This is a genomic window from Paenibacillus sp. JT31N7 (genome assembly GCF_059692095.1).
Window position 1 is genome coordinate 1,090,746 of sequence record NZ_JCAUAT010000001.1, and the last position, 20,815, is coordinate 1,111,560.

Here is a 20,815-nt window from a genome sequence, read left to right on the forward strand (position 1 = left end):
TGGAGTTCTCCCCTCAACTATAATTAATTCACTTGAATTTCTTTGCCGGCTGCGCTGGATTCGTAGATTCCGCAAAGAATTTTCATCAATTCCAGACCGTCTTCCACAGGCGAAATCGTTTCATGCTTGCCCAGGCAGCAGTCTACGAAGTGCTCGATTTCACGGCGGAATCCCGCTTCGAAGTCGAACGTCAGATGATCGATCTGAGGCGTCGCGTTCAGAATGGTATTATGCTTCTCCGTCACGAGCATCAGTTCCGGCTCGATCTCGGCCCCGCCCTGGTCTCCGAACAGCTTGACGGAAATCTCGTCTTTCTTTGCATGCAGCGTGAAGCTGGCTTCAACGGACAGCGCCGCGCCGTTTTCGAAACGGATCAGGGCGGATGCCATGTCTTCGACCGTATTTTTTGCCGCATCGTAATCCGCAGCTTTATAGAAACTCAAATTCTCGATATGTGAACGGTTGCCTAACTTGTCATATGTAACGGCGGAAACGGATTTCACCTTCGGTTTGCCCATCAGATACCAACACAGATCGATCACATGAACGCCGATATCGATAACCGGGCCGCCGCCGGAACGATCCACGTCCGAAAACCATCCGCCGGGATTGCCCAGGCGTCTCAGTACGGTAGCTTTGGCATAGTAAATGGAACCGAGTTCGCCGGAATCGATAAAGCGTTTCGCAACATTCGTATTCGTGCCGAAGCGGCGTACGAAACCGACCTGCAGCACTTTGCCGGACTTGCGGACGGCTTCCTGCACGGCATGCGCTTCTTCCACGGTTTTGCACAGCGGTTTCTCGACGAGCACGTGCTTGCCTGCTTCAACGGCCGCTTTGCTGATTTCCGCGTGCGTATTGTTCCAGGTGCAGATGCTGACGGCATCGATTTCAGGATCGGCCAGAAGTTGTTTGTAATCGGTAAACGTTTTCACAGCACCGTATTGTTTAGCTTTCTCTTTGGCCCGCTCTTCGTTCAAATCGCAAACGGCATGAATTTCAACTTGCGCATTTTTGGCGTAGGCGCCGAAATGCAGTTCGGAAATCGAGCCGGCACCAATAACGCCGATTTTAAGTTTTGACATGCTTCTCCTTCTCCTCCACATCTATAAGGTTGAATCTATTCCATTCTTACATGAAAAGGAAGCGTCTTCAAGCTTATTTGAAGAAGAGGTGAACACTTTTTTAATTCTATTGATTAATTATATTTATCGGATATCAAAATAATAGTTATTTAAACCAAAAAAGCATAACGGAATTTTCCGTCATGCTTTAATTTTATGAATATTTTTACCATCTAATTTACAGGTTCGTTTCCAGCCTTAAACACTTCCTGCTGGAAAGCGGCGATCGCCGAATATTCCTCTTCCAGCTTGCGTGACAGCCCGATGAAGATCGGGAGAAGCTTGTGGTATATGCGGGCATTGGCCTTATCCGGCTCATGCTTATGCGTGGCTCCGATCATTCCGGAAACGACGCCGAGGGAATCGACCCGGCCTGTCGCATACAAGCCCAGCACGGCCGCCCCCAGACAGGAGCTCTCAATGCTTTCGGGAATGATGACTTCCTGATCGAAAATGTCGGCCATCATCTGCCTCCAGAGAGCCGAGCGCGCAAAGCCGCCGGTCGCGTGTATTCTCGCCGGGCGTCCGATTTTCTCTTCCATGGCCAGCAGCACCGTGTACAGGTTGAAAATGACCCCTTCCAGCACCGCACGGATCATATGCTCTTTCTTGTGGTGCAGGGTCAAGCCGAAGAAAGATCCGCGCGCGTCCGGATTCCACAGGGGAGCCCTCTCCCCGCTTAAGTACGGATGGAAAAGGAGCCCGTCGGAACCGGGGCGAACTTGTCCGGCGATCTGGGTCAGCAGATCGTAGGAGTCGATGCCGAGCCGTTTGGCGGCCTCCACTTCCGAGGCGGCCAACTCGTCGCGCACCCAGCGGAACAGCATTCCCCCGTTGTTGACCGGCCCTCCGATCACCCAGTACTTCTCCGTCAGCGCATAGCAGAAAATGCGCCCTTTCGGATCGGTTACCGGCCGGTCCACGACCGTGCGGATGGCTCCGCTGGTCCCGATCGTCGCGGCGACCACCCCGGGTTCTATCGCGTTTACGCCGAGGTTAGACAGGACGCCGTCGCTCGCTCCGACGACAAACGGCGTAGACGGCGCAAGGCCCATCTCGGCCGCGTAAGACGCGTTCAAGCCTTCGACGACATGAGTCGTCGGTACGGGCCTGGACAGCCTGTCGGGAGTTATTCCGGCAAGCTCGAGCGCCTGCGCGTCCCAGTCCAGCGCCTGCAGGTTGAAAAGGCCCGTGGACGAAGCGACGGAGTGATCGACGAGATACGTCCCGAACAGCTTGGCAAATACATATTCTTTGATCGAAATGAATTTGGCCGTTTGGCCGAAAATCTCGGGATGATCGTGGCGGAGCCACATCAGCTTGGTCAGCGGCGACATCGGATGGACCGGCGTGCCCGTACGCAGGTAAAGCTCGTGGCCGCCCAAGTCTTTTTTGAGCCGCCCTGACCACTCCGCGCTCCGGTTATCCGCCCAGGTCAAGCAGCGCATCAGCGGTTTTCCGTCTCGATCTACCGGAAGCACACTGTGCATGGCGGAGCTGAAAGAAACGAAAAGAACCTCGCCCGGCAGTATCCGGGCTTGGTCCATGACGCTTCTCACCGATTTAAGGACAGCCTGGAAGATCTCATCCGGGTCCTGCTCGGCTGTTGACGAGGTCGGGGTATACAACGGATAGCCGCCGCCCGCTTTGGCGGCGACCTTTCCGTTTTCTTCGAAAAGCACCGCTTTAGTGCTCGTTGTTCCGATATCGACTCCGATCATATAGCGGGTCATGCTGTTCATTTCCTACTCCTTCTTTCTCTCTTAAGACTGACGGCCCGGACGTATGTGCCCGGGCTGTCTGCGGAACGTTCCTTAAACAAACACACTTAGAATCATAATGAAGGCCAGACCGATAACCGACAGCAGGGTTTCCATGACCGTCCATGACTTCAGTGTCTGCGGAACCGACAAGTTGAAAAATTCCTTCACCATCCAGAACCCGGCGTCGTTGACATGGGACAGGACGATGGAACCCGCGCCCGTCGCAAGAACGACAAGCTCCAGGTTAGCGCCCGGCGTTAGCGCGAGCACCGGCGCTACAATGCCGGCTGCGGTCGTCATCGCTACCGTTGCGGAGCCGGTGGCAACCCGGATCAGAGCCGCTACGAGCCAAGCGAACAGGATTACGTTAACGTTAGCCTGTGTAGCGAATTCGGCGATTGCGGCTCCTACGCCGCTGCTGATCAGAACCTGCTTGAACGCGCCGCCTCCGCCGATAATGAGGATAATCGTCGCCGTAGGCGCCAGACATTCGCTCGTGAAGCGCGAGATGTCTTCTTTTTTGAAGCCGCGGGCAAAGCCGAGCGAGAAGAAAGAAAACACGACGGCGATCAGCAGCGCGATAATTTCGTGCCCGATGAATTCGCAGAAAACGGTCAGGCTGCTCGTGCTTTTCGGATCGACAATGTTGGCAACGGAGCCGACCAGCATGAGGATGACCGGCAGGAGAATCGTAAACAGCGTAATACCGAAGCCGGGCAGATTCCGGTTTTCGCTTACGGCAAACTGTTCGGCCAATTTGGCCGGCGGTTCGGCCTGGATCCGTTTTCCGATAAATTTACCGAACAGAGGTCCGGCAATAATCGCCGTCGGCAGTCCGATCAACAGCGAGTAAAGAATCGTTTTGCCTAAATCAGCCTTGTACGCATCAATGGCGATCATCGGAGCGGGATGAGGCGGAACCAAGCCGTGCACCGTCGAAAGACCGGCCAGAATCGGAATTCCGATCTGCAGAAGCGGCATTTTCGTTTTGCGTGCCACGGTAAAGACGATCGGAATGAGCAGAATCAGCCCCACTTCGAAAAACACGGGAATCCCGACGATAAAACCGACGACCATCATGGCCCAGTGGACACGTTTTTCACCGAACCGGTCGACCAGAGTCGTCGCGATTTTTTCGGCGCCGCCGGATTCCGCCATCATTTTGCCGAGCATGGTCCCCAGCGCGATGACGATCGCGATCGTGCCCAAAGTGCCGCCTAAACCGCCGGTGACCGCTTTAATGACATCCTGAGCTTTCATCCCGGACAGAAGGCCGAGCATGAGAGCCGAAATAATGAGGGTAACAAACGGATTCCATTTGAATTTAGCGATAAATACCACTAAAAACACAATCGAAATCAGAGTCCAGACTAATAAAGTGACGGAATGACTAAGTCCGAAAATGCTGTTCATGACTGACCTCCAGATGTGTGATTCAAAAATTTTACCGCCTAATAGCGCTTTCATTCGGTTACTGCCGGAATCGTTATGTTGTATACATGTCGACAAGTTTATTCGTACGCAAGCGCCCTTTTACCGGCCGCTCACATTTCACACGTTTTTTAAGTAGGTAAGCTGTTTTCAAGAGTTTGCCGAGAATCGGCGAAATAATTGCGGACCACTTGCCCGATAACAGCGGGATCATGGGTTTCAAGACCTCTCACGATGGTGCGGTGTTTCTCGATTACGGCCAGGAGCTTCTCTTCTCCCTGCGAAAAAACTTCATCCGTTGTAATGAGCAGAACCGTGATGACGATCTGCCGGATGCTGGTCCACAAATGCAGCACTCTTTTATGGCGGGCCGCTTCGATAATCGTTTCGTGAAACGTAATGTCCTGAAAAGCGAAATCCTCGGGGTCGCCGTGCTTGACCGCCAGCTCCATCCTATCGATAATCTGGTTCAGCTTACCGATCAGTGATGCCTGATTTGCTTGTGCAAGCCTGTCCTGCACGAAACTTTCGATAATAAAACGGACATCGTATAACTCCTGCACATCTGTCTGGCTTAGCCCCAACACGACCGCTCCCATGCGTTCCAGACGGATCAGACCTTCGTTGGACAACACTTTCAGGGCTTCCCGGACAGGCGAACGGCTTGTGCCGAAATCGGATGCGATGCGGTTTTCGGAAATCACTTCACCGGGCTTGATGCTCCCGCTAATAATTTGCAGCCTTAATTCGCTGGCGATGGACTCTCCCAAAGAAACGCCTCTGAGCCACGCAGACGGATAACGCATGATGCACAACTCTCCTTACCATTGGGCTAAAGGTACGCTGACCTTATCCGGCGGATGAAAAGCCGTCCAATCGGACCGCTCTTTTCCCGCCTTCCAAAGTCACGTCAATTGTAGCATATCTTCAGCCGGAGCATCCATGCCGGGGAGCTATCGGTCAGCAGCCTTCCGGCGGTATGCATTCGTATCAATCGCCGCTGCGTACGACGGCATGTCCGCCGAACTCGCCCCGCAGCGCGGCCACAACTTTGCCGTGGAACGTGTCCGTTTCCAGCGAACGGTAGCGCATGAACAAAGACATCGCGATGACCGGCGCATTCGCTCCGAGATCCAGCGCGGTTTCCACGGTCCACTTGCCCTCGCCCGAGCTCTGCATAACGCCGCGGATTCCTTCCAGCTTGGGATCTTTGGAGAAAGCCTGTCCGGCCAGCTCCATCAGCCAGCCCCGGATAACGGAGCCGTTCGACCATACTTCGGCTACCTTCTCGTAATCGAAGTCGAAGCCGCTTTTATCGAGCACCTCAAAGCCTTCCGCGATAGCCTGCATCATCCCGTATTCGATTCCGTTGTGAACCATTTTAAGGAAATGGCCCGAACCGCTTTTGCCCGCATATAGATACCCTTTATCGACGGCCATGTCGCGGAACAAAGGCTCGATTTTCCCGAACGCTTCCTTGTTCCCCCCGATCATGAAACAGCCGCCGTGCTCGGCTCCTTCCGTTCCTCCGGAAGTTCCGACATCCATGTAATGAATCCCTTGTGCGGCGAGCTTTTCGGAACGCTCCACCGATTCCTTATAGTGGGAATTTCCTCCGTCAATAAGCACGTCACCCGCTTGAAGAAGCGGAAGCAGCGAATCAATCACGCTGTCGACGATTTTACCTGCAGGCACCATCATCCACACCGTTCTGGGAGCTGGAAGTTTCGCTACCAGTTCCTCCAGGCTTTCCGACGGAACGGCGCCCAGCTCGGCGAGCCGCTTTCCCGGATCGGGATCTTTATCGAATACAACTGCCTCATGTCCGTGACGGAGCAAATTTTGAACGAGATTGTAACCCATCTTACCCAGACCGACCATACCGATTCTCATGATGTCTATTTCCCCTTCTGGTATACTTGTATACAAGATATGTTTTTATCATAACTCCGTTCGCGGATTCTGTAAACACTCTTTTTGAAAGCGCTCTATAAAACGGAAAAATGTTCTTTTTTACGAACCGTATATATTGCAAATAATTCCTTATTGTTGAAAGTCATACTTTATAGAATCCTTTGTTTACTTCCACCTGCGCTCATTTTCGTCTTTTTAAGCGTGTTTTACGAGGTTGATTCGGCATTTTCCAATTGTCTTTTTCAGTCGTTTGCCCTATTATTCCCGCTTTCGGATAGAAAATGACGGATTTTTCACGAAAATGATTGCCATTTTCAGAAAAAATATGGCAAAACTACTTCACACGGGAACAAACGTTTGATATACTAAAAACAAACATTCGTTCGCATACCCGTCGTATGCGTCCCAAGGAGGGTTTTGCTATGAGTCTGTGGAAAAATGTTCGCTTCATCGAACGCGATTTTTGGTTTCAGAAAATGTTGAATGATACGGAATCTCTGCATTCATGGCAGATCCATGACCTGCTGGGCGAAACGAATGCTCAATGGGATGACCTGACTTTTAAATTTTTTGATGACGGCTCCGTCACCATTATAGATAACGATACAGACACCCGTGTTTCTCCCCGAGAGCTTAAAGGCGCGGCACTCGATTTTTATATCCGCAAGCGCATCGAATTCATTCGTGCAAGCCTGCAGGAGAAGATCCTGTTGTACGCCTGAACCGCCCGGCATACCCCCTTTACAAACCGAAAGGGAACCCCAGCTGTAGAGGTTCCCTTTTTTCTTCTCGTATTCTAACCCTGTTCTTCTCGAACGAGTACGAATTATTCCTCATTTAACATGATTTTTTTCCGGACCTATTCTCCCCCCGCTTAAGAACGGCCATTTTTTATGTTTGGTTGGCCGGATGACACATACAGGTCGTCAAATGATCGTTGACCAGTCCCGATGCCTGCATGTACGCATAGCAGATCGTTGAGCCTACGAATGTGAATCCGTCTTTTTTGAGGGCCTTGCTCATCGCATCCGATTGAGGAGTGCTGGCTGGCACTTCATGCAGCGAATTCCATTGGTTCTGCACGGGCTGCCCGTCAACAAAACTCCAGATGTAATCGGCAAAGCTGCCGGTTTTTTCCCGAATCTGCAGAAACGCCTGCGCGTTGCGGACAAACGCGTTTACTTTCAGCCGGTTGCGGATAATTCCCGGATCCTGGAGCAGCTCGGCCAGTTTGTCCTCACCGTAGCCCGCAATTTTCTCCGCATCGAACCCGTCGTACACGTTCCTGTAATGCTCCCTCTTCTTAAGCACCGTATACCAGCTTAAACCGGCCTGAGCGCCTTCGAGACACAGCATTTCAAACAACTTCCGGTCGTCCCGCTGCGGAACTCCCCATTCGTGATCGTGATAATCCATGTAGAGTGGGTCCTGATTGACCCAGCCGCACCGTATAAGCTCCATTTTGTATATACGCCTCCCGTTTCATGCTTTATCCGTCATCGGGAATCTTTCGGCTGCAGCCTATAAAAGGTGCAGGTGTTGCCGTACACTTGCGCAGCCGCTTCTTCTACCGTGACCGATTTAATCCCGGCTATATGTCTCACAACGTCAGCCACCATCAGGGGATGTGTCATCCTGCCGGCGTAAGCTCCTTCGAACGGCCAGGGACCGTCCGTTTCGGCCATAATCAGCTCCAGCGGATAACGGGCTGCCAACTGCCTGATTTCCTCTTCGTAGGAGATGTCCGGGGTTATAGATATATAATACCCTAAACCGATCATACGTTCGACTGTTTTTTCCGAGCCCTTAAACCAGTGAAAATGGGCACGTTCTATTTTATAACGCTCCAGCAGATCAAGCACGAGGTCCGCGTCTTCGTATACGGCGTGTAAAACGACCGGCTTGTTGTGTTTAGCGGCAAAAGAGATAAAGCGCTCCAGCAAATCGATGTACGGCTGCAAATAAAATGCTTGCCCGGCCTTCTCCGCTTCCGTCCGCATGTAATAAGGCAGACCGACTTCCCCTATCGCGGCGGCCTCGTGAACGGTCTGTTCCATCCAGTCCAGCAGCTCCGCGAGTTCATCCGCCGTGGGAAGCTGCTGCTCCGGATGAAATCCGTAGGCGGGCCGGACTATATGGGGATACCGGCGGTAAAGCTGCCGGGTTCTCACGCAAGAGGATAGGTTCATAGACACGGCAAGCAGCATGGAGACGGGAATACCCTCCGCAATATCCTGGAAAATCAAAGCCCGCTCCTGCTCACCATACTGGTCCAAATGGATATGGGCATCGATATAGCAAAGTTCGTCCGGACTGTGCACCTGACGATCAACTTCGGCTTCGGCTTCGTCCCTCTTCAAATCAATCAACGGTTCCTTCATTTCTCGCAGCCTCCGTTTCCGGTCACTCCGTGACCTGCCGATATACAAGATAGCCCGCAGGAAGCGGGAGCCTAATGGTTCAGCTTCCGCTTCCTACGGACTTCATAAGATTGATCAGTTCTCTTTTCATCGAGATAAACGCCGGGTCTTCCGTAATCGTGAGCGCCCGCGGACGCTCGAAAGGAACGATGACTTCCCTTTCGATCCTGGTCGGCTTATCCGACAGCAGATAAATGCGGTCCGACAGCAGCAGAGCCTCTTCCAGACTGTGCGTAATGAACAGAACGGAGCGTTTATTCTGCTCCCATATCTTAAGCAGCCAGTGCTGCATGTCTTCACGAGTCAACGCATCCAGCGCACCGAACGGCTCATCCAGGCACATCAGTTCCTGAGGACTGAGCAGAGCCCGCAGAAACGAGACGCGCTGCTGCATTCCGCCCGACAAGACGTGAGGATGCTCCTTTTCATAGCCTTGGAGGCCCACTTTAGCCAGCCATTCCCTGGCGAGATCCAGCGATTCCGCTTTAGGCAGGCCTGCCGTTTCCCGGGCCATGATCACGTTCTCTTCCACATTCCTCCACGGAAACAAAGACGCCTGCTGGGGCATATAGCTGACGAGCCCCTTCTTGCCGGTCACGTCACTGCCCTCCATTAAAATCTGACCCGACGACGGCCGAATCAATCCTCCTATGAGGTGAAACAACGTCGTTTTGCCGCTGCCGGAAGGACCGATCAGAGAAACAAATTCGCCTTCGTTCACATGAAGGTTAATCCCGTTAAGAATTTTCGTATCGCTTCCGCCCGTGGAGAACGACTTGGAAATTTCTTTTAATTCCAGTTTTTTCATCGCTTTATTCCTCCTAATGTTTATCGGGTTTCCAGCGGACGGTCCATTTTTCCAGCAGCACGATGGCTCCGAACAGAAGGAGACTCAGAACGACAATAAGGAAGATGGCCACGAACACGCGGTCCGTGCGGAAGGAAGACTTGGCCAGCAGCATAAAAACCCCGATTCCTTTATCGGAACCGAGCCATTCGGCGATAACCCCGCCCATGACGCTGTAGGTGGCGGAAATTTTCAGACCCGAAAAGACGGACGGCAGAGCGTAAGGAAGCTCCAGTTTCCAGAATAACTGGTTGCGCCGTGCTCCGATCATTTCCAGATACCGGTGCATGCCCGGATCGGGGTTCGACAAGCCTCCGAGTGCCGCAACCGTCACCGGAAAGAAACAGACAAGCGTAATGACAATAAGCTTCGGCAGCAGCCCGAAGCCGAACCAGATCATCAAGAGCGGCGCCAGCGCGATCGTCGGAACGTTCTGGGACAAGACCAGCAGCGGATAGAAAGCCGCCTTCATTCCCGGGATCACATGAAGCAGACAGGCAATGAGCAGCCCGAGCGCCGATCCGATGGCAAAGCCTAGCAGCGTAATGGAGACCGTAAAGCTCACGTGCTTGCCCAGCAGGGGCGCCTGCCGGATGCCTTCCTCCACGATCTGCAGGGGAGCCGGAAGCCTCCAGGCCGGCGTACCGGCCCAAGTGACGCCAAGCTGCCATAAAAGCAGCAGAAGGATGGCCGTCAATAAAGGCGGCCATCCTTTCTTCCATAAGGATCGGATCATGGACGATATTTCTCCGTCAGCTTGTCCATCGATGCGCCCTCGGGATTAAAATAAATCTTCACTTGTGAGATGACATTGGGGCTGCCGATCTCGATCATCGCTTCGTTCATTTTCCGGACCACGTCCAGCAGTTCGTTTAAATCGCCTTCCATCGTCGTTTCAAGCGGGTGAACTTCATGCTTGACGCCGGACTGCTGAATCACTTCGATTGCGCGGTCCACATAGGGGATCACATCTTCCCCGTTTTTCGTTTTCGGGATAATCTGAATACTGACGAGTGCATTAGCCATAAGAAAATCCTCCTCGCCGAACTTCGCAGAACGGCATCATCTATGAACGTATAAGGGAAACCGGATGGACTGTTTCTCCGTTCCGGACGTTACTTGCCAGCTGCGGGCAAAAACTCGTTCGTGAATGCCTTGTCCGCTTCCAGGCTTTTCTCCAGAAGCTTGTGATCGAGCATCCATTTCGCGTAATTTTCCCACACTTCTTTTTTCTGCTCGCCCCAACGCGGAGCATCGTCCTTGTATTTCGGGCTCAGCCATTTCTGGCTCGCGAGCACGAGGTTTTTGTCCAGCTCGGGCACCGCTTCGGACAGAACGCCCGCCGCCTCTTCGGGCTTGTCGATCGCGAACTGGTAGCCTTTCGAAGCCGCCTCCAGGAACGATTTCACGAGCTCGGGCTTTTCTTTGATCACTTTCTCGCTGGTGGAGAGGACAGGTGTATAGTAATCGAGCTGTTTCGAATAGTCGGTTAGATAAACCATATTCAGCGGCTCCTTGCGAAGCTCGGATTCAATGCCTGTCCAACCGTAATAAATCCAGGCAAAATCAATATCGCGCTTCACGGCGGTAAAGAAATCCGCGTCGCCCATATTGACGATTTTCACCTTGGACGGATCGGCCTTATCGGTCTGCATCAGCGAGTCGATCATGGCATTCTCGGCCGGAGATCCCCACCCGCCGTATGTTTTGCCTTCGAAATCTTTAGGCTTCTTGATATTTTTAGCGGCCGGAGATGCGAATCCCGACGTATTATGCTGAATAATCGCCGCAATGGAAACGATCGGCACGCTTTGCGTACGGGCCTGCGTAATTCCCTCCTGGTAGCTTACGCCGAAGTCCGCGGCACCCGAAGCGACCATAGCGTCCGCGCCTCCCGCTCCCGGCTGGATGATGTCCACATTCAACCCTTTGTCCGCAAAATAGCCTTTGGCTTTGGCGACGTAAAGGCCGGTATGATTCGTATTGGGCGACCAATCCAGAACGATCTTAATGTCCGTTTTCTGAACCGCTGCAGGCGTCTGCGCCGTTCCCGGCGACGTTTGCGCCCCTTCATTTCCCCCTGATTTGCCGCATCCGGCAAGCGCAACGGCAAAAGCCGCGGCAAGCGCTGTTGTACGTATGACCCGTTTCATCGTCTTCTCTCCTTCTTTATCCGCAGACAAACCAAAAAGCGCCCCCTGATCGGGAGCGCACATAAAATCGGATAGTATCCGTACGATTTCCTACGCTGGCATTATCCAGATCAGGTGTAAGGGTCAGTATCTTTATGGGATACAATCTCAGCCGGCCGATTCCAGCACCCCTGCGTCTTATTCGGTTGTCGTGCATTTCTGGGTCTATTATAGCATACGGTCCCCGTTTGTCCATATAAAGGGCAAGGCTTGTCCGCTATGACAGCCACTCCCGCAATCTTTCTTTCGCTTCCGCGGCGTCTTTGTAGCCCAGATCGTGCAGCGCTTCGAGCTTGGACGCATCCTTCTCCATCCGTCCTACCTTGAACGGGGCTGACGGACGGATCACGATGACTTTGCCCTCCCGCTCCAGCCGCTCGATGTCATCCAACGTCCGGTTGTAAACCAGGCTGCGCTCCACCATAGCGCGGACAAGGCCCGGGTAAGACGGATAAAACCGCTGAGCCAGCCACTGCTGCTTGAACGGTTTCTTCCGGTAACCTTTCGGGCGGGTGAGCACCACGATATTGCGTTCGTTCCCGTCTTTCATCGACTGGTGAATCGGAATGGGCGCCGTGATGCCGCCGTCAAACAGCGTTCTCTCCTGATACAGCACGGGCTGGGAGACGAACGGCAGCGAGCTTGAAGCCCGGATAAGCGACAGCGACATTTGGGGCGCTTCGTTTTTCCGGAAAAAAACAGCTTCTCCGCTTAGTGCATCGGTCGTTCCGATCACCAGTTCATGACTTTCCCCGTAAAACGTCTGAAAATCGAAAGGAACCAGGTTATTCGGGATTTCGTCGAAGATAAAATCCATCCCGAAGATGCTTTTTTCCCGGATCAGATTGCGATAACTGATATATCTGCGGTCGGTAATGAAACCGATCGTGACTTTCTTATTGCGCCCGGGCTGCCGGGAAAGATACGATGCGGCATTGCATGCGCCGGCAGAAACGCCGATTACGTAAGGAACATACCAGTCCTTCTCCATTAAATACTCGAGGACCCCCGCGGTATAAACGCCGCGCATTCCTCCCCCCTCAAGCACCAAACCAAGTGAAGCCATTTCTGTCCCTCCCTTCATATCTCTCGTTCCAGTATGATTAGCATACTACAATTTTACCGCTAAACAAAACGGCACGCAGCCTGATTTTATCGGGTTTTTCTCGCTTTTGAATGTCGTCTCGAGCTATCCCTATCAAATCCGCTTCCTGAAAGAAAACAAAAATAAAAACCCGCTCTTATGCGGGCTTTCGGTTTTCAGACCTTTTTCAAACCTTGTTATTCCTTTTCGATTCAGCCGGCGCGCATAATTTCCCGCAGACGGTTTTCATTGCCCTGTCCCTCGCCTTAAGAGAGGCGGGTCCGGCTCCATTTGCGGACGACAATGCCTTGGGAGGGTGAGAACAGGAAGGCAAGCAGGAATAGCCCTCCCGCAGCACAAATCATACAGCCTGCTATGGAAGCATCCAGCACATAAGCTAGCCCGTAACCCAAAACCGCGCTTGCAGCCCCGATCCCCATACTGAGCGGAATCATGACAACCAGCCGTTCCGTCAGGAGATAAGCTGCGGCAGGCGGCACAACGAGCATCCCGACGACAAGAATAGCGCCTACGCTTTCAAACGAAGCTACGGTCGTCATCGAAACGAGCCCCATAAGCAGATAATGGAACAGCGCGACGGGAATTCCCAAGGCCGCCGCCATCGCAGGATCGAACGAACAGATTTTGAACTGCTTATAAAATATCCCGATGAGCAGGAGGCTGACAAGAAAAGTAAGGCCGATCGCCCAGACCGCTTTGGGCCCCGCGGCTATTCCCGCAATCGTGAGTGTATCCCAAGGAACGTAAGCAATTTCGCCGTACAGGACGCAATCCAGATCCAGGTCGATATGTCCCGCATATAGGCTGACAAGCACGACACCTACCGCAAAAAGCGCCGTAAAGACAACACCGATGGAAGCATCGGCCTGCACTCCGCTTTGCTTGAAAAACTGGATTAAAAAAACCGTGAGCAGACCGACCGCGGATGCCCCCAGCATCATGACGAAGGAATCCCGGGAGCCGCTGATCAGAAATGCGATCACAATGCCCGGCAGCACGGAATGACTGATGGCGTCGCCGATCATGGCCATATTCCGCAGCACAAGGAAACACCCGACCAGAGAGCAGGCACAAGCGGCAAGAACGCCGGTAAGGATAATCCATCCGCTAATCACCGACACTCACCCCTTCCCTCTGAGCTCTCTTGCCGCCATACGGGAGTTTCGCCTTTTGAACCGAACGGGATACCGACCATTTCTGCAGAAGTTTGGGCATGAGTCCCTTGCGCGTGCCGAAGACGAGCGAAACCAGGAACCAGGCCGTTGCCGCAAGAACGCTGAGCGGACCTGTCGGCATATTGCTGCCGATCGTACTGAGCAGTGTGCCCAATGCGCCGCTCATCGCACCGAACAAACCGGACAAAACGACCATGGTTCCGAGTTTTTCCGTCCAATATCTCGCCGCGACCGCCGGAGTGATGAGCAGCGCCGCCATCAGAACGACCCCAACCGCCTGAATGCCTACCACAACGGCAACCAGAATGAGCAGCAGTACAAACTGGTCGAGCACGGCGGTCGGATAACCGATTCCTTTGGCAAAACCCGGATCGAAGCTGGAAAGCTTCAGCTCTTTGTAAAACAGCGAGCAAATAAGCAAGAGCAAAACGGAAACGCCCGCCATGGTGTATACGTCCTTCATGACCATAGAAGCCGCCTGCCCGAACAAGAACTTATCCAATCCGCTCTGGTTGCCGCTGGGACTGTGCTGAATCTGAGTCAGCAGAACAATCCCGAATCCAAAAAATACGGATAAAACGATACCCAGAGCCGTATCCTGCTTCAACTTGGAGTGCCTGGTCATCCAACCGATACTTAACGTGGCTAACAAACCCGAAACGGCGGCTCCGGCCAGAAAGCCCAGGATGGACTTGGAACCCGTCACCATAAAAGCCGCGCACACGCCGGGCAGTGCCGCGTGTGACAGGGCGTCTCCCATTAAAGACTGCTTACGCAAATAAGCAAAACTGCCCAATACACCGCCGCTGAGTCCCAGCAGCGAACTGCCGGAGAGAATCCACTGCGTATTGGGATCCTTCAAGGCTCCTAACCATTCCAGCAAAGCAAACGCCTCCTTTCCGTTCTTTCCCTATAAGCGGCGGTCCAGCAGTGCCAGCCGTCCGCCGTAAGTTTTCTGAAGATTGCCGCGGTTAAACACCTCGGATACGGGACCCGCGGCAATCAGACCGACATTCAGCAGCATGACCGTATCGAAGTATTCCTCCACAGTCGACAAGTCATGGTGGACAACCAGCACCGTTTTCCCCTGATTTTTCAGTTCTTCCAGCAGCGTGATAATCGCTCGTTCCGTCGCGGCGTCCACGCCTACGAACGGCTCATCCATAAAATACAGGTCCGCGTTTTGAGCCAAAGCTCTGGCCAGAAAAACGCGCTGCTGCTGTCCGCCGGACAATTGGCTGATCTGACGGGAGGCGAAATCGGCCATCCCGACCTTGTCCAGGCAATCCAGCGCGAGCTTCCGTTCCGTTCCCCCGGGTCTGCGAAACCAGCCGAGCCTGCCGTAGGTGCCCATCGTAACGACATCGAGTGCGTTCGTCGGAAAATCCCAGTCCACCGATTCCCGCTGCGGAACGTAACCGACCCGTTTGCGCTGTTCCCGGTACGGCTTGCCGTAAATGGACACCCGCCCCTCTACCCGCGGGATCAAACCGAGCGCCGCCTTGATCAGGGTCGATTTCCCCGCCCCGTTCGGTCCGACTATGCCGACCAGGCTTCCTTCGGGAGCCGCGAAAGTGACTTGCCTGAGTACGGGCTGTTTCCGATAAGCGACGGTCATTTCTTCAATGAGCAGAGGCGGCTTTTGCTGCTGCTCCTGCGCGAGATGCTGAGTCTGCATGATGATTCCTCCTTTGTCCGTTTAGTCCGTTTAGTCCGTGTTGTCCGTTTATTTCAAAGCTTTCACGATCGTATCGACATTGTGGCGGACCATCCCGATATACGTCCCTTCGGTTGTGCCTTCCTCGCCCATCGCGTCGGAGTACAAAGTGCCTCCGATTTTAACCTCGTGGCCTTTCTGCTTCGCGCCTTCAATGACGGCGTCTATGGCCTTCTGCGGAACACTCGATTCGATAAAAACGGCTTTGATTTTGTTGGCCACCAGAAAATCGCGCAGATCGGTCACATCCTTAGCCCCGTATTCGGAAGCCGTGCTCATCCCTTGAAGGCCCATGACCTTGATGCCGTATGCGTCACCGAAATAGCCGAAAGCGTCGTGCGCGGTAACAAGAACCCGGGCCCCTTCGGGTATGGCGGCAATTTCGGAGCGGGCATAGGCATCCAATTCTTTTAATTTCGCCAAGTATGCATCGGACCGGCCGCGGTAGTCCTGCTCGTGAGCGGGATCGAATTTGATCAGCTCATCCCGGACTTTCTCCGAGGCGGCCATCCAGTGCTTCACATTAAACCAGATGTGAGGGTCATACTGGGTACCGGCATCGTCTCCCGAACGAAGCTCCTTGCGGTCAATGGGATCGGACACGGCAACCGTCGGTTTTTTGCCGCTCATTTGTTCTAAAATTTCCGTCATTTTCCCTTCCAGATGCAGGCCGTTGTAAAAAACGATAGCCGCTTTGTCGAGCTTGGAGATGTCTCCCTGGGAAGCTTTGTAAAGATGGGGATCGACCCCCGATTTCATCAGGCTGGTTACTTCCACATGTTCTCCGCCTATCTCGCGTGCAATATCGGCAATCATACCGATCGTGGTCGTGATCCGGACTTTGGATGCGTCTCCCGTTTTTTCTCCGGCCATTGCGGAAGGTTTGGGACTGCAGGCCGACAAAGCCATCACGCTTCCGACGATCAAAACAACTAGGGAAAGGCTTCTCCATCTCCCGCGCTTTTTCGTGCCCCGTTCAAGCATTCGATTCATTTTTGTTCTCCTCCTGATCATTAGTAAGCGAACTTATTCAGCGGTTTGCCCGTCATCGGACGCATTCTTTCTACGAGGAAAATATGTTTCCCGAGGGAAACATAAAGGGCAAAAAAAAGTTCTCTTTTCACACTTATTATTAACTATAAACGACAATTTTGCAATAGGGAAACTTTTTTATACATGCGCAACTTATCTGATTCGGCACAAAAAAAGAAACGCTGCCCTTGCGGAAACAGCGTCGGATCAAGCCTTTTAAGATTGTGTGACAAGCGAGCGGTTCCTCTTTAAGTTTACGACTCGTTTTTGTTAATTTCGTTTAAGTTCGGTGAGTATTCCGATGCTTTGCGCGAATTTAAGGTCACAGCTTCCGATTTCAGCCGGCTTTTGTTCTGCTTGTCATCGATTTTGGTCGATTTGTTGAACGGCATTTACCCATTCACCTCCACTGTCGTTATCTTTCGTAGGTTGCCCAAATACCGTCACTCCATAACGGGTTATTGTACGAATTTAGGACGTTATCTTAATTTTCAGAATATTATGTCGAAATTTCGGCGGCTTTATCGAGTTTTGCGCTTACCCAGGAAATAGTTCCGCTTAGGGAAATAACCGTATGAATCAGCCCCCAAATGTACATCGTATAGAAAAAGGAGGTTGTTACGCATGGTAGAAAGTCAGCAGCACCAGCAGTTTATCCGGCATGCCGTCGAGGCGGCGGACTCGGCCATTCTGGCGGCGCAGGAAGCGGAGCATGAGCTTCAGGGGGCCATTACACAGGCCGATCCGAATGCGATCCAGCGCGCACAGGCCAAACTGGGCTCGGCCAAGCGGCAGGTAGCCGAAGCCGAAGCCCAAATCACCTCGTTCGACGGGGATCAGTACGGCCAGCAGCTCAAGCAGACGATCGAACAGCTTCACCAAGCCAAGCAGGATTTGGAAGTAAACGAAGATCATTACCATACGCCGAAGCAAGTCCGGTGATTTACGCTCCGAAAGGAGCTTTTTCTTTTTGAAAAAATTCTACATTATGATAAACTATTCAGGGTATATAAAGCGCCGGCCACACCTTAAAGGGCGCTGAACAGGGAGGGCCTTCATAATTTATGTTAGTCATTGGGATAGCCGGGGGAACCGGTTCGGGGAAATCAACGGTCGCCCGTTCGATCATAGACGAGCTCGGAACGAAAAACGTTACACTCATTTGCCAGGATAATTACTATGCGGACCGCAGCGAGCTGTCCATGGATGAACGCGCCAAAATCAATTACGATCATCCGAACGCGTTCGAAAACGAACTTCTGCTGAAGCATCTCGGGGAACTTCGGAAAGGCCGCGAGATTCAGGTCCCGATATATGATTTTACACAGCATGCCCGTTCCTCGGACACGCTGCACATTCAAGGCACGCCGATCATTGTGATCGAAGGCATCCACGTCCTGACAGACGAGCATCTGCGTAAAGCACTCGACATCAAAGTGTTTGTCGACACGGACCCGGACGTCAGAATTCTGCGCCGCATCATGCGGGATACGAACGAAAGAGGCCGCTCTCTGGAATCGGTTGTCGACCAGTACATCACGACGGTAAAGCCGATGCATGATGCGTTTATTGAGCCGTCCAAAAAGTATGCGGACATCATCATTCCCGAAGGCGGAGAAAACGAGATCGGCATACGCCTGCTCACGACTCTGACGGAAAGCTATATGGATACGCTGCTGACCGATCTTAATTAACTCCGAAGATCAACTTCGGATTACCGCGTTAGAGCGCTTAGTTACACAAATTTTACCTCACCTTTGCTTAGGCTTGAAGAAGCGGCTGCGGCCCGCGGACGCTCATGAAAAAAAGACCTGGATACAGCCTCGGCTGCATTCAGGTCTTTTTGAGTTGGAAAAAGGAGGCTTGCCTCGTTCCGAACCTCCGTCTGCTATAAGCAGGCAAATCGGTCCGGCCGGCAGCAAGTGCACGTACACTACCGCGCAGTCGGATTGATGCCGCCGTCAGCGGCAGCTCGCAAACCGGCAGCTAACCCGCGGGCATTTTACGCTTCACGGGTTAGCTGCCGGGGTCGGCCCCTGCCCTTTTCCGGGTCCGGATCGCAAGTCCCGTAAGAACGAACAAGACGTACACGGAACCCAGCAGGAAAAAGAGGCTGCTCAGGGAGATATACTGGATGCCAAGTCCCCCCAGATTAGGCCCCACAACGCTGCCGATGCTGAACAATATCGAGCCGATGACGTTGGCTGACGGCAGAAGCTCCCTCGGAAGCAGGTCGGCCGCGTAAGCCAAGCCCAGCGAGAAGAAGGACCCGATCATGCCTCCTGCCATCAGCAGGAGAAGGCCGATTCCCCATACGGAACCGCCGGCGAAAGGCACGGCCAGGAAAGCGGCCGCCCCCATGGCGGCAGCCATCATAAGCACAGGCTTACGGCCGATTTTGTCGCTCAGCATACCGAGCGGAAGCTGGAGGATCAGCCCTCCGAAACCGACCAGCGGCAGCAGCATCGATACCGACGTATCGCTGAGTCCGAGCCGGAGGCCGTAGAGAGGGAAGCTGCTGTTCAGCACCGCTTCGGTGTATCCGTACAGGAAGGTCGGTATAAGCGCGAACCAGGCGATTTTGGCCGCTTTGCCGTATCGCTTCTGGCCGGGCGACTCCTTCCCTTCCGACTGGATCTTCTGGTCGGGAAGCTTTTGCAGCAGTAAAATCACGACCGTGTAAAACACCGCCACCGTCAAAAACGGCGCGTAGGAACCGAGCGCGAGCAGATTGATGCCCGCCGGGCCGATGCTGAAGCCGACTCCGTACGCCATGCCGTAATAGGAAATATAACGGCCCCGGCGTTCCGGGGGAGCCGAAGTCAGAATCCACAGCTGCGTCGTGTAATGCAGAATGGAATTCCCGAATCCGATAATGAACCGCAAAATAAACCAGAACGTAAGATTTCCCCATACGGGGATCAGCAAAATAGCCACTGTTTCCATGGCGATTCCGAGAATTAAAATTTTCTTGTACCCGAGGGCGAGCAGAATCCGTTCGACTACGAACATGGACGCGAAGCTGCCGATATACATGGCAGCGGCGTTAAACCCGTTTACTCCCGAAGATACGCCTGTTTGCTCTAGCAGGATGGTCAGCAGCGGAAGCAGAAGTCCTTGACTTAAACCTGAAATGATGACAACCAGCAGCAGAAGTACCAGGCGGCGTGTCGGACTCATCGTCTTTAACGACGATACGTTCATGATGATTAACCTCCCAGCCTAATGAAAAACACCTCGACTATTGTACCATCGGCTGGAACGCTTGTGAATTGACCTTCGGTTAATTTTTTTAGACTTCAACGCTTTCCCCTTTTTCCCCGATAAAGTCCAGCCGGTCCCCGTAAGCCAGCAGCTTGCCCGGGAGCGGCACGCCGAACCGCTTCCAGACGAGCAGACGGACCTTGCGGATCCATTCATCGAAGCCTTTGTACCCCGCAAACATGGCTGCATAATGATCGTTCATCATGACAAAATAAGGGCTGGCGTATTTGTCCGTCAAAAACCGGAGCGACGTGTCGACGGGGGTATACTTCTTACGCTTGCCTTCCCACGTGTCCACCGTGTACCGCTCCGCCGGTTTTTCCCGGATCAGGTCTTCCAGCAGCTTCACCCGCTTGTGATACACAGCCGCACAGGGGACGCCCATCCGCTTCAAGCTTTCCTCATGCTGGGGATAAAAGACGACTTTCCTGAATTTGCGCTCGTCCGCGATCGCTTCCACCAGAACGATTTCCTGCTCCGACCAGTCTTCAAACGTTTCAAAAACGAGCAGCGTGCCGCGCCGAGCGGGCGGCTCCTCCTCGTATCCAAAAGGCACCATCGTATTGCCTCTCGCCACTTGCGAACGCCTCCTTGTTACCGTTATTTGTTTAGGATCTCATGGTTGCTTTCATTTTACCCGAAACGATCCCGATGAACACACCCGAATGACTGGCGAGCGGCAGACCTCACGAAATTATTGACCGACAGAAGAATGTATGTTCCAGTTTTTTCACTATTTTTGGAGCCGTCTTCTACACATCCCCAAAATGTACTATAATGGGAAGAAGCATGCCTTCAGTACCCCGTACTGACATTTTTTACATAGAAGGA

General features: G+C 53.1%; 22 protein-coding genes and 1 riboswitch. Of the genes, 3 read left to right on the top strand and 19 right to left on the bottom strand.

Annotated elements, in window-relative coordinates:
- Nucleotides 1-23 precede the first annotated feature (23 nt).
- The 5 genes from AC58P5_RS04800 to gnd all read right to left on the bottom strand — a co-directional run bounded on the left by AC58P5_RS04800 (nt 24) and on the right by gnd (nt 6,211).
- Nucleotides 24-1,085: a Gfo/Idh/MocA family protein gene (locus AC58P5_RS04800; RefSeq protein ID WP_497384913.1), complete on the bottom strand. Its 1,062-nt coding sequence runs from the start codon at nt 1,083-1,085 to the stop codon at nt 24-26.
- 212 nt (nt 1,086-1,297) lie between these two features.
- Complete coding sequence (gene gntK / locus AC58P5_RS04805) at nt 1,298-2,866, bottom strand: gluconokinase (protein WP_497384914.1); 1,569 nt, start codon at nt 2,864-2,866, stop codon at nt 1,298-1,300.
- 72 nt (nt 2,867-2,938) lie between these two features.
- Nucleotides 2,939-4,300 (bottom strand): GntP family permease, encoded by a 1,362-nt coding sequence (locus AC58P5_RS04810; RefSeq protein ID WP_497384916.1) that lies wholly within the window; start codon nt 4,298-4,300, stop codon nt 2,939-2,941.
- A 149-nt stretch (nt 4,301-4,449) separates the two neighbouring features.
- Nucleotides 4,450-5,124, bottom strand: a complete 675-nt coding sequence (locus AC58P5_RS04815; RefSeq protein ID WP_497384917.1) for a GntR family transcriptional regulator — start codon at nt 5,122-5,124, stop codon at nt 4,450-4,452.
- A gap of 184 nt (nt 5,125-5,308) precedes the next feature.
- A complete protein-coding gene (gnd, locus tag AC58P5_RS04820; protein ID WP_497384918.1) occupies nt 5,309-6,211 on the bottom strand; it encodes a phosphogluconate dehydrogenase (NAD(+)-dependent, decarboxylating) in 903 nt (300 codons plus the stop codon).
- 443 nt (nt 6,212-6,654) lie between these two features.
- Between gnd and AC58P5_RS04825 the strand changes: the two genes are divergently transcribed.
- Nucleotides 6,655-6,954, top strand: coding sequence for a hypothetical protein (locus tag AC58P5_RS04825; RefSeq protein ID WP_497384919.1), 300 nt, complete (start codon nt 6,655-6,657; stop codon nt 6,952-6,954).
- A 169-nt stretch (nt 6,955-7,123) separates the two neighbouring features.
- On the opposite strand, the gene AC58P5_RS04830 is transcribed toward AC58P5_RS04825, so the two are convergent.
- From AC58P5_RS04830 to AC58P5_RS04885, 12 genes are all read right to left on the bottom strand, one after another.
- Nucleotides 7,124-7,693, bottom strand: a complete 570-nt coding sequence (locus AC58P5_RS04830; RefSeq protein ID WP_497384920.1) for a DNA-3-methyladenine glycosylase I — start codon at nt 7,691-7,693, stop codon at nt 7,124-7,126.
- Nucleotides 7,694-7,728: 35 nt separating this feature from the next.
- Nucleotides 7,729-8,613, bottom strand: coding sequence for a TatD family hydrolase (locus AC58P5_RS04835; RefSeq protein WP_497384922.1), 885 nt, complete (start codon nt 8,611-8,613; stop codon nt 7,729-7,731).
- Nucleotides 8,614-8,692: 79 nt separating this feature from the next.
- Nucleotides 8,693-9,460 (bottom strand): ABC transporter ATP-binding protein, encoded by a 768-nt coding sequence (locus AC58P5_RS04840; protein ID WP_497384923.1) that lies wholly within the window; start codon nt 9,458-9,460, stop codon nt 8,693-8,695.
- A gap of 13 nt (nt 9,461-9,473) precedes the next feature.
- Nucleotides 9,474-10,235: an ABC transporter permease gene (locus tag AC58P5_RS04845; RefSeq protein ID WP_497384925.1), complete on the bottom strand. Its 762-nt coding sequence runs from the start codon at nt 10,233-10,235 to the stop codon at nt 9,474-9,476.
- Nucleotides 10,232-10,525, bottom strand: a complete 294-nt coding sequence (locus AC58P5_RS04850) for an MTH1187 family thiamine-binding protein (protein WP_497384927.1) — start codon at nt 10,523-10,525, stop codon at nt 10,232-10,234. The genes AC58P5_RS04845 and AC58P5_RS04850 overlap by 4 nt, the downstream gene beginning before the upstream one ends.
- Nucleotides 10,526-10,614: 89 nt before the next feature.
- Nucleotides 10,615-11,652, bottom strand: a complete 1,038-nt coding sequence (locus AC58P5_RS04855) for an ABC transporter substrate-binding protein (protein ID WP_497384928.1) — start codon at nt 11,650-11,652, stop codon at nt 10,615-10,617.
- Nucleotides 11,653-11,721: 69 nt separating this feature from the next.
- Nucleotides 11,722-11,834, bottom strand: a riboswitch (TPP riboswitch).
- A gap of 74 nt (nt 11,835-11,908) precedes the next feature.
- Nucleotides 11,909-12,757: a patatin-like phospholipase family protein gene (locus AC58P5_RS04860; RefSeq protein WP_497384930.1), complete on the bottom strand. Its 849-nt coding sequence runs from the start codon at nt 12,755-12,757 to the stop codon at nt 11,909-11,911.
- 284 nt (nt 12,758-13,041) lie between these two features.
- Complete coding sequence (locus AC58P5_RS04865; RefSeq protein WP_497384932.1) at nt 13,042-13,917, bottom strand: metal ABC transporter permease; 876 nt, start codon at nt 13,915-13,917, stop codon at nt 13,042-13,044.
- Nucleotides 13,904-14,854: a metal ABC transporter permease gene (locus tag AC58P5_RS04870; protein WP_497384933.1), complete on the bottom strand. Its 951-nt coding sequence runs from the start codon at nt 14,852-14,854 to the stop codon at nt 13,904-13,906. The genes AC58P5_RS04865 and AC58P5_RS04870 overlap by 14 nt, the downstream gene beginning before the upstream one ends.
- 27 nt (nt 14,855-14,881) lie before the next feature.
- Nucleotides 14,882-15,649: a metal ABC transporter ATP-binding protein gene (locus AC58P5_RS04875; protein ID WP_497384934.1), complete on the bottom strand. Its 768-nt coding sequence runs from the start codon at nt 15,647-15,649 to the stop codon at nt 14,882-14,884.
- 48 nt (nt 15,650-15,697) lie between these two features.
- A complete protein-coding gene (locus AC58P5_RS04880; protein ID WP_497384935.1) occupies nt 15,698-16,681 on the bottom strand; it encodes a metal ABC transporter solute-binding protein, Zn/Mn family in 984 nt (327 codons plus the stop codon).
- 293 nt (nt 16,682-16,974) lie between these two features.
- Complete coding sequence (locus AC58P5_RS04885; RefSeq protein WP_497384936.1) at nt 16,975-17,112, bottom strand: hypothetical protein; 138 nt, start codon at nt 17,110-17,112, stop codon at nt 16,975-16,977.
- A 232-nt stretch (nt 17,113-17,344) separates the two neighbouring features.
- Here AC58P5_RS04885 and AC58P5_RS04890 point away from each other — a divergent pair, with 232 nt between their 5' ends.
- Nucleotides 17,345-17,662, top strand: a complete 318-nt coding sequence (locus AC58P5_RS04890) for a hypothetical protein (protein ID WP_497384937.1) — start codon at nt 17,345-17,347, stop codon at nt 17,660-17,662.
- Nucleotides 17,663-17,784: 122 nt separating this feature from the next.
- Nucleotides 17,785-18,414 carry a uridine kinase gene (gene udk / locus AC58P5_RS04895; RefSeq protein ID WP_497384938.1) on the top strand — a complete coding sequence of 210 codons (630 nt, stop codon included), beginning with the start codon at nt 17,785-17,787 and terminating at the stop codon, nt 18,412-18,414.
- A gap of 322 nt (nt 18,415-18,736) precedes the next feature.
- Here udk and AC58P5_RS04900 read toward each other — a convergent pair whose 3' ends face one another.
- Both AC58P5_RS04900 and AC58P5_RS04905 read right to left on the bottom strand, forming a co-directional pair.
- On the bottom strand, nt 18,737-19,924 hold the full coding sequence (locus AC58P5_RS04900; RefSeq protein WP_497384940.1) for an MFS transporter: 1,188 nt from the start codon (nt 19,922-19,924) through the stop codon (nt 18,737-18,739).
- 88 nt (nt 19,925-20,012) lie between these two features.
- Nucleotides 20,013-20,561: a hypothetical protein gene (locus tag AC58P5_RS04905; protein WP_497384941.1), complete on the bottom strand. Its 549-nt coding sequence runs from the start codon at nt 20,559-20,561 to the stop codon at nt 20,013-20,015.
- Nucleotides 20,562-20,815: the final 254 nt, after the last annotated feature.

What these genes read in the sequence shown, in the direction of transcription:
- AC58P5_RS04800 (WP_497384913.1), bottom strand. Translation starts at nt 1,085, where the DNA reads ATGTCAAAACTTAAAATCGGCGTTATTGGTGCCGGCTCGATTTCCGAA.
- gntK (WP_497384914.1), bottom strand. Translation starts at nt 2,866, where the DNA reads ATGAACAGCATGACCCGCTATATGATCGGAGTCGATATCGGAACAACG.
- AC58P5_RS04810 (WP_497384916.1), bottom strand. Translation starts at nt 4,300, where the DNA reads ATGAACAGCATTTTCGGACTTAGTCATTCCGTCACTTTATTAGTCTGG.
- AC58P5_RS04815 (WP_497384917.1), bottom strand. Translation starts at nt 5,124, where the DNA reads ATGCGTTATCCGTCTGCGTGGCTCAGAGGCGTTTCTTTGGGAGAGTCC.
- gnd (WP_497384918.1), bottom strand. Translation starts at nt 6,211, where the DNA reads ATGAGAATCGGTATGGTCGGTCTGGGTAAGATGGGTTACAATCTCGTT.
- AC58P5_RS04825 (WP_497384919.1), top strand. Translation starts at nt 6,655, where the DNA reads ATGAGTCTGTGGAAAAATGTTCGCTTCATCGAACGCGATTTTTGGTTT.
- AC58P5_RS04830 (WP_497384920.1), bottom strand. Translation starts at nt 7,693, where the DNA reads ATGGAGCTTATACGGTGCGGCTGGGTCAATCAGGACCCACTCTACATG.
- AC58P5_RS04835 (WP_497384922.1), bottom strand. Translation starts at nt 8,613, where the DNA reads ATGAAGGAACCGTTGATTGATTTGAAGAGGGACGAAGCCGAAGCCGAA.
- AC58P5_RS04840 (WP_497384923.1), bottom strand. Translation starts at nt 9,460, where the DNA reads ATGAAAAAACTGGAATTAAAAGAAATTTCCAAGTCGTTCTCCACGGGC.
- AC58P5_RS04845 (WP_497384925.1), bottom strand. Translation starts at nt 10,235, where the DNA reads ATGATCCGATCCTTATGGAAGAAAGGATGGCCGCCTTTATTGACGGCC.
- AC58P5_RS04850 (WP_497384927.1), bottom strand. Translation starts at nt 10,525, where the DNA reads ATGGCTAATGCACTCGTCAGTATTCAGATTATCCCGAAAACGAAAAAC.
- AC58P5_RS04855 (WP_497384928.1), bottom strand. Translation starts at nt 11,652, where the DNA reads ATGAAACGGGTCATACGTACAACAGCGCTTGCCGCGGCTTTTGCCGTT.
- AC58P5_RS04860 (WP_497384930.1), bottom strand. Translation starts at nt 12,757, where the DNA reads ATGGCTTCACTTGGTTTGGTGCTTGAGGGGGGAGGAATGCGCGGCGTT.
- AC58P5_RS04875 (WP_497384934.1), bottom strand. Translation starts at nt 15,649, where the DNA reads ATGCAGACTCAGCATCTCGCGCAGGAGCAGCAGCAAAAGCCGCCTCTG.
- AC58P5_RS04880 (WP_497384935.1), bottom strand. Translation starts at nt 16,681, where the DNA reads ATGAATCGAATGCTTGAACGGGGCACGAAAAAGCGCGGGAGATGGAGA.
- AC58P5_RS04885 (WP_497384936.1), bottom strand. Translation starts at nt 17,112, where the DNA reads ATGCCGTTCAACAAATCGACCAAAATCGATGACAAGCAGAACAAAAGC.
- AC58P5_RS04890 (WP_497384937.1), top strand. Translation starts at nt 17,345, where the DNA reads ATGGTAGAAAGTCAGCAGCACCAGCAGTTTATCCGGCATGCCGTCGAG.
- udk (WP_497384938.1), top strand. Translation starts at nt 17,785, where the DNA reads ATGTTAGTCATTGGGATAGCCGGGGGAACCGGTTCGGGGAAATCAACG.
- AC58P5_RS04900 (WP_497384940.1), bottom strand. Translation starts at nt 19,924, where the DNA reads ATGAACGTATCGTCGTTAAAGACGATGAGTCCGACACGCCGCCTGGTA.